Annotated in this window: 11 protein-coding genes; 8 read left to right on the top strand and 3 right to left on the bottom strand. The window is 68.4% G+C overall.

The window, feature by feature from the left end; all coding sequences use genetic code 11:
• Positions 1 to 91: 91 nt before the first annotated feature.
• The 8 genes from ACFRAL_RS16750 to ACFRAL_RS16785 all read left to right on the top strand — a co-directional run bounded on the left by ACFRAL_RS16750 (position 92) and on the right by ACFRAL_RS16785 (position 8,849).
• Positions 92 to 934 carry an IclR family transcriptional regulator gene (locus tag ACFRAL_RS16750; protein ID WP_378885111.1) on the top strand — a complete coding sequence of 281 codons (843 nt, stop codon included), beginning with the start codon at positions 92 to 94 and terminating at the stop codon, positions 932 to 934.
• A 141-nt stretch (positions 935 to 1,075) separates the two neighbouring features.
• Positions 1,076 to 2,335 (top strand): ABC transporter substrate-binding protein, encoded by a 1,260-nt coding sequence (locus ACFRAL_RS16755; protein WP_378885114.1) that lies wholly within the window; start codon positions 1,076 to 1,078, stop codon positions 2,333 to 2,335.
• 69 nt (positions 2,336 to 2,404) lie between these two features.
• Positions 2,405 to 3,343, top strand: coding sequence for a sugar ABC transporter permease (locus tag ACFRAL_RS16760; RefSeq protein ID WP_336394615.1), 939 nt, complete (start codon positions 2,405 to 2,407; stop codon positions 3,341 to 3,343).
• Positions 3,343 to 4,302: a carbohydrate ABC transporter permease gene (locus ACFRAL_RS16765; protein ID WP_378885119.1), complete on the top strand. Its 960-nt coding sequence runs from the start codon at positions 3,343 to 3,345 to the stop codon at positions 4,300 to 4,302. Before ACFRAL_RS16760 ends, ACFRAL_RS16765 begins: the two co-directional genes overlap by 1 nt.
• 3 nt (positions 4,303 to 4,305) lie before the next feature.
• Complete coding sequence (locus ACFRAL_RS16770; protein WP_378885122.1) at positions 4,306 to 6,246, top strand: hypothetical protein; 1,941 nt, start codon at positions 4,306 to 4,308, stop codon at positions 6,244 to 6,246.
• A gap of 46 nt (positions 6,247 to 6,292) precedes the next feature.
• A complete protein-coding gene (locus tag ACFRAL_RS16775) occupies positions 6,293 to 7,081 on the top strand; it encodes a ribonuclease activity regulator RraA (RefSeq protein ID WP_336394612.1) in 789 nt (262 codons plus the stop codon).
• Complete coding sequence (locus tag ACFRAL_RS16780) at positions 7,051 to 7,992, top strand: aldo/keto reductase (RefSeq protein ID WP_378885127.1); 942 nt, start codon at positions 7,051 to 7,053, stop codon at positions 7,990 to 7,992. Before ACFRAL_RS16775 ends, ACFRAL_RS16780 begins: the two co-directional genes overlap by 31 nt.
• Positions 7,989 to 8,849 carry an amidohydrolase family protein gene (locus tag ACFRAL_RS16785; protein WP_378885130.1) on the top strand — a complete coding sequence of 287 codons (861 nt, stop codon included), beginning with the start codon at positions 7,989 to 7,991 and terminating at the stop codon, positions 8,847 to 8,849. The genes ACFRAL_RS16780 and ACFRAL_RS16785 overlap by 4 nt, the downstream gene beginning before the upstream one ends.
• Here the strand turns inward: ACFRAL_RS16785 and ACFRAL_RS16790 are convergent.
• From ACFRAL_RS16790 to ACFRAL_RS16800, 3 genes are all read right to left on the bottom strand, one after another.
• Positions 8,825 to 9,511, bottom strand: coding sequence for a GntR family transcriptional regulator (locus ACFRAL_RS16790; RefSeq protein ID WP_378885133.1), 687 nt, complete (start codon positions 9,509 to 9,511; stop codon positions 8,825 to 8,827). The genes ACFRAL_RS16785 and ACFRAL_RS16790 overlap by 25 nt on opposite strands.
• Positions 9,512 to 9,541: 30 nt before the next feature.
• Positions 9,542 to 10,162 (bottom strand): SGNH/GDSL hydrolase family protein, encoded by a 621-nt coding sequence (locus ACFRAL_RS16795; RefSeq protein ID WP_378885136.1) that lies wholly within the window; start codon positions 10,160 to 10,162, stop codon positions 9,542 to 9,544.
• A gap of 91 nt (positions 10,163 to 10,253) precedes the next feature.
• Positions 10,254 to 14,618: an Ig-like domain-containing protein gene (locus tag ACFRAL_RS16800; RefSeq protein ID WP_378885139.1), complete on the bottom strand. Its 4,365-nt coding sequence runs from the start codon at positions 14,616 to 14,618 to the stop codon at positions 10,254 to 10,256.
• Positions 14,619 to 14,854 lie beyond the last annotated feature (236 nt).

A 14,854-nucleotide genomic window follows, 5' to 3' on the forward strand; every position in this document is an offset into this window, starting at 1 on the left:
GAGCGTCGGCGAGGCGTCCGCGATTAGACGCCGCCTACAGAGTGCACGACGTGCGCAACATCCGCAACTGCTATGCACATAGTGCATACGTGTGCTGTACTGGCTGTGCTTGCAGGGCCGACGACGAAGCGGAGAACACATGGCTGCCGACAAAGGTGCGAACCAAGCGAACCAGAGCGTGGAGAAGGCGATCGCCGTCCTCGAGACGTTCGTGAGCGGGGAGCCGATGCGCGTGGGCGACGTGGCCCGCGCCGCCGGGATCGGTCAATCCACAGCGTCGCGACTGCTCGCCACACTCGAGGCGGGAGGGCTGGTCGAGCGCGACCCGCAGACCACCCTGTACTTCCTCGGCTCCGAGCTGCTGACACTGGCAGGTATAGCCATCAACCAGAATCGGGTTCATCGGGTAGGGCGGCAGATCGCCCAGAGTCTCGCAGGCAAGCTCGGGCTCGGCGTGAACCTCGCGCTGCTGCGGGGAGCCGAGCTCATCTATCTCTGCAACTTTGAGGGCCCTCTGTCGCCGAAGTCTCACACTCTCATGGGCCAGCGCGTACCGTTGCACGCCACCAGCATCGGCAAGTCGACTCTCGTGGGAACGTCTCGTCACTCGCGACAGGCGCTGATGCCGCAGCTCGCCCGGTACACGGAGGCGACGATCACCACGCACGAGGCCCTCGACAGGGACGTGTCTCTCATCGCCCGCCGCGGATATGCCACCGAAGTCGAGGAGTTCGTCCTCGGCAGAGCCTCCGTCGCCGCGCCCGTGCTGGATCAATCAGGTCGCATCGTGGCGGCCGTGTCGATCTCGGGCCCCCGATCCACCATCGATCTCGAGGCGCGCGAGGCGGAGCTCGGAAGGATCGTCATCGAGACGGCGGATCGCATCAGCTCCGGTCTCGGCTACCAAGGCCCGGTCGAGCCGTCAGCGTGGTGAGGCCGAACGGGGAGCGTGAGTTCGCGCCTCGATCGGGCTCGCCCCCGCAGCTGCAGGCACGATGAATGCGTTGCAAGCGATTATCGATTAGTGTAAGGTCGTGCCGCAGACACCAAGGTCGTGCACACGAGAGGATCGATGATGATCAAGAGACGTACCATTGCCGCACTCGGCGCGGTCACCGTGACCGCGTGCACCCTCGCGGGGTGCTCGACCACCGCGAGCGGGGATGGCGGCGATGCGGCTGAGCTGCGGATGCTCGTGAACGTCACTCCCAACCTGACCGAGGAGTTCTGGAACGAGCTCGTCGCACCGTTCGAGGAGGCCAATCCCGACATCGACGTCGTGATCCAGAACCCCGGCGCCGAAGGCGTCGCCGCCGCCGTGCCGCGGCTGCTGGCGGCCGGGGACGCGCCGGACATCGTGCAGTCGCTGCCGCCGTCGGTGGAGCTGGCCCCGGAGCTGGTCGACCTGACCGAGTACGACTGGGCGGCAGCGGCGCCGCTCGCCGACCAGTACTCGATCGACGGCAAGATCTACATGGCGGGCATCGGCGTGCAGTTGCAGAGCCTGTGGTTCTACAACAAGCAGGCGTTCACCGAGGCTGGGATCACCGAGCTCCCCGCGACCGTGGAGGAGCTCGACGAGGCTCTCGGCAAGCTCAAGGACGCCGGCTGGACCCCGATCCAGACGGGTGGGGACTGGATGTCCAGTCACGCCCTCCAGACACTCGGCCTGCCCAGCATCATCGCCGAGCACCCCGACTGGTTCGCCGGCATGAGCGACGGTGAGCTGACCTTCAGCGAGACCTACGGCGACACGGTCGAGCGCTACGCCGACTGGGTGGCCGCGGGCTACCTCAACTCCGATGCGCTGGGCGTGAAGTACCCCGACGCCGAGCAGAGCTTCCTCGCGGGCAGCACCGCGCTCTACCCGATGGGGAGCTGGTTCGCGGGCACGGAAGCCAAGACGCCCGATGCACCCGAGATCGGCGTGTTCCGCGGTCCCGCCGTCGGCGGCGTCGACAACCCCGCGATGGGCGCCAACATCGCGAGTCCGTACTCCATCATGAAGTCATCGGATCACCAGGAGGCGGCTGCCAGGCTGGTGGAGTTCCTCGTCACCGACGAGGACGCCGTGACCTCGCAGCTCGAAGTCGACGGAAACTTCCGTGACGGCTACGCCTACGAGACCACTCCACTCGGCGAGGAGCTGCTCGCGATCGTGGCGGACACCCCCGCGGCCGACTACACCCCCACCGGCCAGGGATACGGTGAGCGCACTGTTCCCAACGGGTACTCCACCGAACTCAATGCGCAGACGCAGGCGCTGCTCGGCGGCACACCCGCCGACGCCGTCCTGAAGGCCATGGACGACTGGTTCGCAGCCAACGCAGGCTGATCCATCTCCCCGTCCGGGGTGCGGTGATCCCGCACCCCGGACGCACCACTCACCGGAGGTCCACCGACGATGGCAGACACCGCGCTGCGCGCCCCGCGCGTCCACCCGGCCGAACAACGTCGCCGCACGCTCGCGACCTGGCACCGCCTCTTCCCCGGCTTCGTCATGGCAGCACCGGCGGTCATCGTCTTCCTTGCGATGTTCATCGCGCCGATGATCCTCGCGTTCGTGCTGAGCTTGACGGACTGGAACGGGTACAGCGTCAACCTGAACTTCATCGGGTTCGAGAACTATCTGCACGCGTTCCAGAACCCGCGCACGGTGAACGCCGCCATCTTCACGTTCGTCGTGGCCATCATCGGCACGGTGCTGTGCAACGCCATCGGTCTCGCCACGGCGGTGCTCATCGCCGGTCCTGGCCGGCCGAACACGCTCGTTCGCACCGTGTTCTTCTATCCGTACATCATCAGCGCGCTCATCATCGGCTTCCTGTGGTCGGCGATGCTCGCACCGCAGGGTGTCGTGAACAGCCTCCTCGGGCAGGTCGGCATCCCCGCACTGCCGTTCCTCACGGACGTGACGTTCGCAAAGGCCAGCGTCATCCTCACGATCGTGTGGTCGCACTTCGGCTTCAACATGATCCTCTTCCTCGCCGGCATCAAGTCGGTTCCCGCGGAGTACTACGAGGCCGCCACCGTGGACGGCGCGACGCGCTGGCAGCAGTTCCGCAGCGTCACCCTCCCGCTCATCGCCCCCGTGCTGACCGTCAACCTTGTGCTCACGCTGGTGGGCCTGCTCAAGACCTACGACATCGTGCTGGCGCTCACCGACGGCGGGCCGGCGGGCTCGACGCAGACCATCGTCTACCAGGTGCTCAAGGACTCGTTCGCGCAGGCGAACCTGGGCTTCGGCGCCGCGCAATCGGTGATCCTGCTGATCGTGACGGCCGTCCTCGGCCTGTCAGTGACACTCGCCCGCCGTGGGGCCGAGAAGAAGGTGACCGACTGATGACACTGACGACACAGACCTCGGTCAATCCGGCCGCGGAGCTCATGCTCGCCGATCCCCGCAACGTCGGCGGAAGCCGCCGGCACCGCCGCCCCGGGGCCCGCACAGGACCGCGGAGCATGCGCGCCTCCACGCTCGCGGCGGCGCTCAAGTGGATCGTCCTCGGCGCCGGCGCCCTCGTGATGCTCGTGCCTTTCTACATCATGGTGATCAGCGCCTTCAAGACGCAGGAGGACATCCTGCGGCATCCGCTGGCCATCAGTCCCGAGATGTTCACGGTCGAGTTCCTGCTGCAGGCCATCACGAGCGAGAAGTTCAATGTGATCGGCGCCTACGGCATCACGCTGCTGTTCGTCGCGCTGGTCAACATCTGCTGCATCGCACTGGCGGCGCCCGTCGCCTACGTCATCGCCCGGGGCCGCTCGAAGTGGCACCTCGCGCTGCTGCTGTTGTTCGTGTCGGGGCTGTTCATCCCCGGCCAGGTGACGCTGATTCCCGTCGTCTTCGTGCTCCGCCTGCTCGGGCTCATCAACACCATCCCGGGGTTCATCCTGTTCGAGACCGCGGCCACGCTGCCGGTCACCATCTTCCTGTTCGCTGCGTACCTGCGCACCGTTCCACGCGACATCGACGAGGCGGCGGCTCTCGACGGCGCCGGGCGCATTCGGGCCTTCTGGTCGTGCGTCTTCCCGATCATGCGCCCCATCGTCGCGACCGTGATCGTCCTGAACTCGATCGGCGTCTGGAACGACTTCGTGAGCCCGCAGGTGATCCTCGGGCCGAGCTCGGGCATCTACACCGTGACGACCGGCGTCTACGCGGCGGTCGGGGAGTTCTCCACGGACTACACGACCGTCTTCCCCACACTCCTGCTCGCCATCGCGCCTGCTGTGATCTTCTTCATCATCATGCAGCGCCACATCATCGGCGGCCTCGTCGCCGGGGCCACGAAGGGCTGAACCGTGCCTGAAGTCCGGATCCTGACCACACCCTTGCGCGAGGTCCCCGCATGGGCCGTGCTGGAGCGTCGCCTCTTCGATGAGATCGAAGCCGCATGGCGCGCGTTCTCCGCGGAGTACTGCGAGCCCGACGGGCGCATCCGCGGCGCCGGAGGCTTCGACTCGCGCGACGGCGTGGACGACCTGTACGAACCCTTCTTCAATTGGCCGGCCTTCTACGCACTCGGCGGCAGCGACGAGATCCTCGCTCAGGCGAAGCATCACTGGGAGGGCGTCACACGCCAGCTGACCGAGGCCGGGATGCTCACCGACGAGTACGAGAACGGCTACGACTGGTTCCACCAGGGAGAATCGCTCCTGTTCTTGTACGGGCTGTGCGCCGCGGACCCGGGCGACGACGCCTTCGCTGCGCGGGCGCGGCGGTTCGCCGAGCTGTACACCGACCCCGCTCGCGGCAACTGGGACCCGGACCGGAACATCATCCGCGCGCCCCACACCGGGGCGCGAGGTCCGCTCGACGGGCTCGGACCCGAGTGGCAGGCGTACTCCGCCGGCCAGCACGAGATGCGACCGTACGGCCTCCCCCTCGAGCACGTGCCGGGCGTCGAACGGTGGGAGGACCTGGAGGATCCCGCCCTCGCCGAGGCGATGGGTCGCGAGATGCAGCGCCTCGCGGCGGGGGACGTGCCGGTCAACCTCGCGGCTACGAGCCTCGCCGCCAACCGATGGCTCTACGACGGCGACACCGCGTCTGCCGAGTGGATCATCCGATACGTCGACGGGTGGCGCGAGCGCGCAGCCGGCAACGGTGGCCTCCTTCCCGACAACGTCGCACCCGACGGAACGGTCGGCGGGCTGCACGCAGGACGCTGGTACGGCGGCCACTACGGATGGACCTGGCCGCACGGTCTGCACTCCGTCGGCATGAGCACGCTCATCGGCGGCCTCAACGCGTCCCTCGTCTCGGGCGATGACGGCTCGCTCGACCTCACGCGCACGATGCTCGACACCGTGCTGGACCATGCGATCACGGCGCCCGTCGCGGAGACGCGGTTCAGCCTTCGTGGTGGAGCCCTCGCGAGACTGGGAGCGGATGCCGTGAAGCCGGCCCTGCTCGTGCCGTACCGGCACGGTCGCCACGGCTGGTTCGACTACGGCCCGATGCCGCTGGAGCTGCCGACGTGGCTCTGGTGGTGGTCCCGCGACGATGCCGACCGCGCGCGCCTGCGTCGCGTGATCGACGGGCTCCCGGCCACCGACGAGCCTGTCAAGGCGTTCCGCGACAAGGCGGAGGCCGGGCACGAGGCCCCGTGGATCGCGTTCCTGGAGGGTGAGTTCGACGACTACCCCGTCCAGGCGCTGTCGATGGCGCTCGGTCAGGTGGCACGGCGCATGGCGGTGATGCAGACGGAGGTACTCGATCCCGCGACGGTGCATCTGCACTTCTGGCAGCGCGTGAACCCCGTCGTCACGGAGGTCCTCGGTCAGCTGATCACCGGAACACCGCAGGTCCTCTACAACGGCGGACTGCCGTTCGCCGCCGTGGCCCATCAGGATGCCGACCGCCACCGGCCGGGACTCCCGCCGGACGTCGCGGCGCTGGTCACCCGCCTTGACGGCGACCGTGTCGAGCTGCAGCTCGTGAATCTGTCGTCGACGCGATCGCGTCGCGTGCGCGTACGGCCCTCGCGCTTCGGCCAGCAGGTCGTGGCCGCGGTCGCTTCGCGCGGCGAACGCGACGCCGACTGGCCCGGCCGCTCGACCGCCTACGCCTCGACGGTCGGCTCCCCCGTCGTGACGACGGCCGAGGTCCACGCTCCCGACGTGCTGGTCGAGCTGCCCCCCTCGCACCGCGCAGACCTCACGCTCATCACCGCTCGCGCCCCCGGGCGCCCGCACCACGTCGGCACCGCCGCTCACGCCCCGATCGGGACAGCCGGGTGATCCCCCGGCCCGCCCACGATCGATCGACCCTCTCGAGGAGGACCACATGACCGACATCTCTCCGTTGCCCCGACCGAGTCTGCGACTGCCGGTGCGTGGCGACGCATTCGAACGCGCGAGCGCCGACGCGATCCTCGGCCTCGACCGGGTGTCGGCCGCGACGGCGTGTGCGAAGCTGCATGGCCTCGGCGTCTCCCGCTCGTTCGTGGAAGGGCCGCGGCCGCTCGCACCCGGGCAACGCGTCGTCGGCTCGGCCATCACACTGCAGTTCATGCCGCAGCGCGAAGACCTCGCGTCCGGCCTGGGACAGGAGTATGTCGAGCGTCACACCGCACTGTGGGCCGTCATGGAGACCGTGCAGCCGGGCGACGTCCTCGTGATCCAGGCGTACGGCAGCCAGTTCTCCGGCTGCATCGGCGACATCCTCGCGCGCTACTTCCAGCGGAAGGGCGGCGCGGGCATCATCGTCGACGGCCGCATCCGCGACTCCGGCCGCATCCGCGATCTCGGCCTGCCGGTCTGGTCGACGGGCTCGACGCCGCACTACGCGTCGCAGTCCGAGCTCTTCCCCTGGGCATACGACGTGCCGGTCGCGGTGGGGGGCGCCCTCTGCCTGCCGGGCGACCTGGTCGTGGCAGACGACGACGGGCCGGTCATCATCCCGCAGGCGATGGCGGACGAGGTCATCGCCTCGGCGCGCGACCACGAGGAGTGGGAGGTCTTCAGCCGGCACCGCCTGGACGAGGGGGCCCGGCTCAGCGATTACTACCCCCTCACGCCTGACACCCGTGAGGAGTACGAGTCGTGGCGTTCCGCCCGGACCTTCGTCCGCTGATCCGCGCGGACGAGGCCTCCGACACGATGGGGCTCGGCTGCGCCCCCATCGGCAACCTGTACGAGAGCGTCGCGGAGGCCGACGCGGTGGCGACGATCGATCGTGCGCTGAGCCGTGGCATCCGCTTCTTCGACACCGCCCCGCACTACGGTGCAGGCGTGAGCGAGCAGCGGCTCGGGCGCGCCCTGACCGCGGTCGAGCGCGACTCCGTCGTGATCGCGACGAAGGTCGGGCGTCGAATCGTCGACCGAGACGGGAAGGATCTCGCACCCGGCGCCGTCGGCGCGGGAACCGTCGGTGACCTGAGCCGCGACGGCGTGCTGAGGAGTCTTGAAGGCAGTCTCGCCCGCCTCGGCACCCACCGCGTCGATCTGCTGTATCTGCACGATCCCGAAGACGTCGACGAAGCGCTGCGCACCGCGATCCCGGCTCTGGCCGAGCTTCGCGCGCAGGGGGTCGTGCGCGCGATCGGCGTCGGCATGGTGTGGAGCGGCCCCCTCACGCGATTCGTGCGCGAAGCGGCGGTGGACGTGGTCATGATCGCGGGCCGCACGACCTTGCTCGACCGCAGGGCGGAGACCGACCTGCTCCCCGCCGCGCGGGAACACGGAGTCGGCGTCATCGCCGCCGGCGTGTTCAACTCGGGCATCCTGGCCGACCCCGACACCGCGCCGTACTTCGACTACAAGCCCGCACCCTCCGACCTGGTCGATCGCGCGCGGCGGTTGCGCGGGGCATGTGCCGCCCGCGGCGTCGCGCTGCGGCACGCGGCCGCGCGCTTCCCGCTGCGCCGCCAGGCGGTTGAGGCCGTCGTGATCGGGGCCCGCACACCGGTCGAGGTCGATGACTTCGCCGACGGCGCCGCAGTCGACATGCCGGCCGCGCTGTGGGAGGAACTGGAGCGCGGATGACGACGTCGATCCTCGACGCGCACGTGCACCTGTGGGATGCGGATCGGCATCCGCTGTCATGGTGGCGTCCGGCGCTCGGCCTGCCGCGCAGAGCCGCGCTCGGGGAGCTTCGTCGTGTCACCGTCGCCGCGCCGGCGCCGATCGCGGGAGCGATCGCGGTGCAGGCGGCCGACACGGTCCAGGAAGCGGAGTGGCTGACGTCCTCGGCAGCACTCGGTTCCTTCATCCGCGCCGTCGTGTTGCAGTACGACGCGAGAGCGGATGCCGCGGCCTGGGCGGGCATGGCGCAGTCCGTCATCGACCGCATCGACGCCGGCGATCTGCGGGCCCGCGTCGCAGGAGTCCGTCTCGCGACTCCGGCGGGCGCCGTGGATCTCGCAGACGTGCCGAGACTGGACGACCTCGCGGCTGGACTGAGTGCGAGCAACCGGGTGCTGGAGCTTCTCCTCCGCGCCGAGCAGCTGCCCGCCGCTGCGGCGCTCGCGGCGCGGCATCCTGGGTTGCGGATCGTGCTGTGCCATCTCGGCATCGGCGGCGACGACCCTGGTGATGACTGGCGCTCGGCGCTGGCCGCGTTCGCCGAACAGCCCGCGACGGCTGCCAAGGTGTCGGGACTCGTACGATCCGGTCCGGCCGAGACCGAGCGCCTGCGTGCTGCGGTCGGGCACGCCGTCGAGGTCTTCGGTGCCGGCCGCGTCATGTTCGGTAGCGACTGGCCTGTGAGTGCGCGGTTCGCCGGCTACCGCGAGGTCGTAGAGCGCACCGACGCAGCGCTCCCCCGACTCACTGACGCGGAGCGGCGCGAATTCTGGGCGGACACGGCCGCTCGTGTCTACGAGCTGCCTTCGCGAGGCTGACCGTCGGTTCCGTCGAGCAGCGTGCCGGCCGCATGCGCGCGGAACAGGGCGGCACAGGCATCCCGGTCGTCCCCGTTGAGCTGGTCCAGCAGGCTCCGGTGCCATTCGGCGACCTCGTGCCAGTCGCCCGCGAACTCGGGGTCGCCCAGCACGTGCATCGACCGCAGGCTCGGCTCGATGATGTCCCACATGCGTGGCAGGTAGGCGTTTCCGCTCGCCTCGATGACGGTGCGATGGAAGGTGAAGTCGAGCTCCCGGAACTCGCTGAGGTTGCGCTCACCGGCAGCCTCATGCATCCGGTCTATGAGCGACTCGAGCGTCGTGCGCGTCGCGTCGTCGAGCCGGTGCCACGCGAGCTCGCCTGCGAGCTCCTCCAACGCGGCGCGCGCGACCTTCGCCTGCTCCGCATCCTCCGGCGTGTAGCTGGCGACGAAGTTCCCCTGGTGGCGGACGTGCGTCACCAGCCCCTCGTGCGACAGGCGCTTGAGCGCGTCGCGCACGGGGGCCTGACTCACCTGCAGGCGACGCGCGAGCTGCGATTCGACGAGCTGCTCCCCCGGCTCGAGCGTCGCCTCCTTGATCATGGCCTTGATGAGGTCGTAGATCTGATCCGAGAGGAGCCCGCGCTTGAGTCCGGTGAGCGAGTGGAGCGGGTCCGTCATCTCTTCAGAGTACTTCATAATCGAGAATCGTTAATTCCGGCGCCCCGCGTCGTATGCGGTCAGCCACGCTTCGGCGATGAGCCGCGACCCGCGAGCGGTCGGATGCACGCCATCCGGCGCAAGGGCCGCCACCCCCTCCGCGGCCGCTGCCGCCGTCATGATCTCGTGGAGGGGCACCAGGGGGGCGCCCGACTCCGCAGCGAGCGCGCGGACGACGTCACGCTTGGCGTCGAGGTCGTCGAGCCACGCCCGCTGCTCATCGCGGGTGGCGACGAAGAACGGCTCCATGAGAAACAGGCGTTCCGCCCCGCCGCACGCATCGAGAAGTCGTCGGTACGTGGCTTCGAAGGCCTCCGCGGTGGTGGGATCGTCGTTGTCGAATCGACGCCACATGTCGTTGACCCCGACGAAGATCGTCAACCTGCCCGCGGCGTGCGGGGCAACATCCGTCTGCCATCGTCTCTCGAGATCGACGGCGCGATCGCCCGCGATGCCGACGTTGACGACGCGTGCGGGTGCCCCGCGGCGCGCAAGCTCGTCGGCGACGATGCGGACGTACCCGTCGCCGAGCGAGCTTGCGTCTGCGCGGTCGCGCCCGGCGTCCGTGATCGAGTCGCCGACGAAGACGAGCGTGGGTTCGAGTGAGGTCATTCCGGTGTCGCTCCTTCGCGGGTCTGGCGCCATCCTAGGCAGGGCACGGGGGCGGGGGCACCGCTCCCCCTCCCCCGAGCCCTTCGCCGGCTCACCGCACGGTCACCTTGACCGGCTTGGATGCGGTCTCGCCGTTGGCGTTGGCGAAGACGGCGACCAGTGTGTGCTCGCCAGGCGCGATCCCCGTCACCTGCACCGATGCGGTCTGCGCGCCCGGCGTCGCCGCGATCAGCTCGCCCTCACCGACGACCTGGCCGTTCAGCTCGAACCGGTAGGACGTCGCGTTGGTGCCCCACCACAGGTCGGCCTTCGCCGTGAACGAGCCGTCGCGGTCCTTGTTGTCGTGCGACACCGTCGGCACGCCGGGCGCGGCATGGCTCACCTGCACGGTTGTGGACGTCGTCGCCGTCACGCCCTGGGAGTTCACGAGTTCACCGGTGTAGACGTAGGTGCCGTTGGGCTTGCCCGTGAAGGTGACGCCGGTGCTCTGCGACATCGTTCCGGTCGAGTCGAGCACGCGCGTCGAGACGAGCGCACCGTTCTCGTAGAGGCGGAAGATCGTGCCGGGAGTTCCCCACCACAGGTTCATCATGACGTCGTAGTTGCCGTCGTGCAGACCGTACTCCCATCCGCTCGTGTTCGAGAGAGATGCCCTGCCGGGAGCGGCGGTCGCACCGTCGTCGAGGGCAGCCGGCCGCAGTCGGAGCGCATTCTGTTCGACGTAGTGATAGACGTTCAGGTACCCCTCCCCGGCGATCGGGTTGGAGGCCCCCGCGTCGAGGTGGCTCCACACGGTCTTGCCGTCGACGCGAAGGACGAGGCGTGTGCCGCCGTCGACGGTGACGGCACCGAATTCGAGCTCGTGCTCCTCTCCGGCACGGACCGCGGTGTTCGGGACGACGTCGATCATGGTCTGCTGAGGCTTCCAGCTCTGGAACTCGATCACGTCCTCTTTGATCACGACCAGGTAGCCCTTGTTGCCGCCCACCCACGCCGGGTCGCCCGCGCGGTCGGAGCGGACGGCGAACCCGTACCACCCGCCGTCGAATGCGTCCACGGCGGCCTTGAACCGCAGCAGGCCGCTCCCGAACGTCTCGGGCGCGTAGCCGAACACGCCCTCGGCGTCGATCCGGAGCGTCCCCTCATCGAAGTCGACCGCATCCGCGGCCGGCCAGCCGGCGGGATCGAGCAGCGGGTTCACCAGATCGATGACCGGATGCTCGGCCGCCTGCACCTCGATGGTCGAGGTCGCCGTGATGGAGGCATCCGCCGACGATGTCGCGGTGATGGTCGCCTGCCCTGCGGCGAGCGCGGTCACGGTGCCCGATTCGTCGACGGTCACGACGTCCGGCGCACTCGAAGCCCACTCGACACGAGGATTCGTCGCGTCGGACGGCGTTACCGAAAGGTCGAGTGCGAGTCGCTCCCCCGGTTCGAGCGTCGCCAGATCGGGCGACACGTCGATTCCGGTCACAGCCGTCGGCACGATCGAGAAGGTCACGTCGTCGAAGTCGAGCGCCGTGAACCTCTCGACGTAGAAGCCGACCTTGCCGGACGCCGTCGCCGAGGGATTGGGCCCCTCGATCACCGGCTCGCCGTCGACGGTCACCTGCACGCCCGAGCCCTTGACCACGAGCCGCACGTCGTAGACGGAGTCGGCAGTGAAGCCGGACCCGGCGGGCATCGTCACCTCCTTCAAGGTCTGCCACTGCGCGCCGTAGATCGTCCAGGTCGGCCCTGCCTCAGCGTGCCTGTACCGCACATATCCGCCGGGGTTCGAGCCGGTCCGGTCGTAGACGAGCATGATCCCGCCTTCGGGTACGACCGCCGGTGTGCGCACCTGGAAGTCGAGTACGTAGTCGGTGAAGTTGCGGGGCAACTGCGAGTTGGCGCCGCCCTTGATGCGGTACCAATGCTCGCCGTCGGCGTCCTCGACGATCGAGCGGTTCGGGTCGACCGGCCATCCGTTCGCCCCGGACTCGAAGTCTGTCGTGTGCATCACTCCGTCGCCGTCCGCGACCACGACGACAGCCTGATCGGTGATCGCGGTATCGGCTTGGGAGGTCGCCGTGATGACGGTCTCACCCGGCAGAAGCGCCGTGATCGTGCCCGCTGCGTCGATCGTCGCGACAGAGGGATCGCTCGACACGTAGTCGACCGCAGGGTTCGATGCGTTCCACGGCACGATCTCGGCGCCGAAGCGCGCGGTCTTGCCCAGATCGACGGTCAGCTGCTCCGCTGGAAGGTGGATGCTCTCGACGGCGACGGAATCCGGGGCGTGCGGCAGGCCGATCTTGCCCTGCGGGCCGATGAGCTCGAACGGAATCGCCGCGAATCCGGGAATGCGGTCGAACACGGGCGAATCCTCGCGGAGGCGGAAGTCGCCCGCCTGCCAGTCGACGAAGCCGGGGTCCTCACCAGTCACCCAGTTGTCGGCGTAGTTCATCAGGTTCTTCACATCACGTGCCCCGTGCTCGTTCACCTGCCCCGACCGGCTGAGTGTCGGGTTCCAGGTCACGTTCCGCTCGAACACGTTGTTCGCGGGGAAGTAGTGGTTCTCGTCGAAGAACGTCAGCAGCTCCGGGTACTTCTCGGCGTACGGCGTGCCGACGAAGCCGTTGTTGGCCTCGAAGAGCTCGACCCACCCCGGCATGTACGACGTGTCGACGGTGTTGCCCGGCTGATCGCCCATCCACATCTCGTAGTTGTCGTACGGCACGTGGGTGTCGACGAACACGTTGTTGCGCGCGGTGATGTAGTCGCCGGACCCGCTCTTGATCGCGTCGTTGCCCATCCGGTAGAAGACGTTCTCCTCGATCGTCAGCCCCATCGTGAGGTTGTCGGGGTAGATGCCCTCCACGCCGAGCCGCCCGATGCCGGTGTCGTGGAAGTAGTTCTGCCGGATGATCGTGCCGCGCTGCTGCGGCGTCGCTCCGGCGTTCATGTAGATCGCGCCGAGGTCCTGGAACGTCTTGCAGACGTCGTAGATGTCGTTGCGTTCGATCAGGTGATCGTTGCCGTGCACGATGATGCCCGGGTGCGGAGCGTCGTGGATCTCGTTGTTCCGGGCGATGTTGCCGACGCCATCGAACATCACGCCGGGGTTGTAGGCCTTGTGGTAGTACGCGAAGTCGTGGATGTGCGAGTTCTCGACCCGGTTGCGTCCCGGCTCGAGGGTCGATTTGTCGCCCCCCTGCAGCACGACCGGGACACCGCCGATGTGACGAAGGCGCGAGTCGATGACCGCGTGATCACGTCCGCCCCGGTTCACCGGGATGCCGTCGTAGGTGTAGCGGCCGGGCGAGTTGATGAGTACACCGCCGTCCGCGAAGTTCCGGATGTCGCTGCGCTCGATCGTGACGTTGCTGCCGCCGAGGATGACCGCCGCGTTCGCGCGGCCGTACTCGAGAACGAGCTCTTCGAACGCGACATGCGACGTTCCGTCCGTGCGCAGCATCGGCTCGCTCAACATCGTCACCGTCGCGTCCGCGCCGCCGAGGAACGCCTGGTTCGGGATCAGGTAGAGCATCCCGGTGGCACGGTCGATGTAGTACTCGCCCGGAGCGTCGAGTTCCTCCAGGAGGTTCTCGGCGAAGTGGAAATCCTCGAACCACGTCTTCATGAGCCCCGACATCTCGCCGTAGCGCAGCGTGATCGTCTTGGCCTCGGCGTCGATGGCGGCGATCTTGTTGTACGACCACTCCCAGCTGTATCCGAAGATACCGTCGAGCCACACGTCGTCGGCTTGCGTCCAGTGCTGCGGACGGTCGTACGTGTAGCTGAACGTGCCTCCCCGCTCCTGCAGGTCGGCGTCCTTTCGCGTGGGTCCCGCGTCGATGATCTCGTCCATCTGCACCGTGCCCCCCTCGTTGGGCCAGCGCGCCAGGGTCATGCCCTCGCCGCCGACGTAGAGCTCCATGGGCGGCACCGAGCTGACGTCGTTCGCCTTCCAATACCCGTGGCGGCTGAGCTGGCCGTAGTCGGTGATGCCGGCTGCGGCGAGATCGATCCCGATCACCCGACCGCGAGCCGACTCGTCGACGATGCGGGTGAGCACCGCTTCGTCGGCGACCGGCTCGAAGCCGGCTGAGTCGAGCTGCACGCCTCCCGTCAGAGTGACGGTCTCGCCCGGGTACGACCGGTACGTGATGGGGGCGTCCGCTGTGCCGGAGTCGTCGGCGCCGAGCTCGAACGCCTCGGCGCGTGGGTATACGCCCTCACGAAGGGACACGGTGACGCCGCCCTCCGGCAGACCACTCGACGACTTCAGCGCGCGGATGGCATCGCGCGCACCTTCCAGGGTGCGCAGCGGCGCGTCCATCGTGCCGCTCGCGCCGTCATCACCGTCCGGAGCGACGAAGAGTTCGGTGTGTGCGGTGGTCTGCGGGTCGGGCGCGGCATGAGCGGCGGTCGCCGACGCGGCGACCAACGTGCCCACGAGCGCGAGTACTGACAAGAATCGCTTCATCGCGATGTTCCAGCCCTTTCGTGTGCGACCGCGACGACGCGGTCTCCTGACGGGTTGGTCCCTCTCCGCGGCGGTGGCGAAGGCGGAACGAGCGCGACATTACACTAATCGATAATCGCCTATCAAGAGCTCGGCGCATCCGAGGCGCAGGCGCGCAGCCGCCCGGCGCGAGCCGCCGCATACGCAGCGATCGAGCCCTCAGGCGGCTTTATCAGTGTGAGAAG

Origin of the sequence: Microbacterium sp. NPDC056736 (assembly GCF_042790415.1) — a bacterium.
Taxonomy (GTDB): domain Bacteria; phylum Actinomycetota; class Actinomycetes; order Actinomycetales; family Microbacteriaceae; genus Microbacterium.

Coding starts and splice junctions, on each gene's coding strand:
- ACFRAL_RS16775 (WP_336394612.1), top strand. CDS start 6,293: ATGACCGACATCTCTCCGTTGCCCCGACCGAGTCTGCGACTGCCGGTG.
- ACFRAL_RS16765 (WP_378885119.1), top strand. CDS start 3,343: ATGACACTGACGACACAGACCTCGGTCAATCCGGCCGCGGAGCTCATG.
- ACFRAL_RS16760 (WP_336394615.1), top strand. CDS start 2,405: ATGGCAGACACCGCGCTGCGCGCCCCGCGCGTCCACCCGGCCGAACAA.
- ACFRAL_RS16755 (WP_378885114.1), top strand. CDS start 1,076: ATGATCAAGAGACGTACCATTGCCGCACTCGGCGCGGTCACCGTGACC.
- ACFRAL_RS16785 (WP_378885130.1), top strand. CDS start 7,989: ATGACGACGTCGATCCTCGACGCGCACGTGCACCTGTGGGATGCGGAT.
- ACFRAL_RS16795 (WP_378885136.1), bottom strand. CDS start 10,162: ATGACCTCACTCGAACCCACGCTCGTCTTCGTCGGCGACTCGATCACG.
- ACFRAL_RS16790 (WP_378885133.1), bottom strand. CDS start 9,511: ATGACGGACCCGCTCCACTCGCTCACCGGACTCAAGCGCGGGCTCCTC.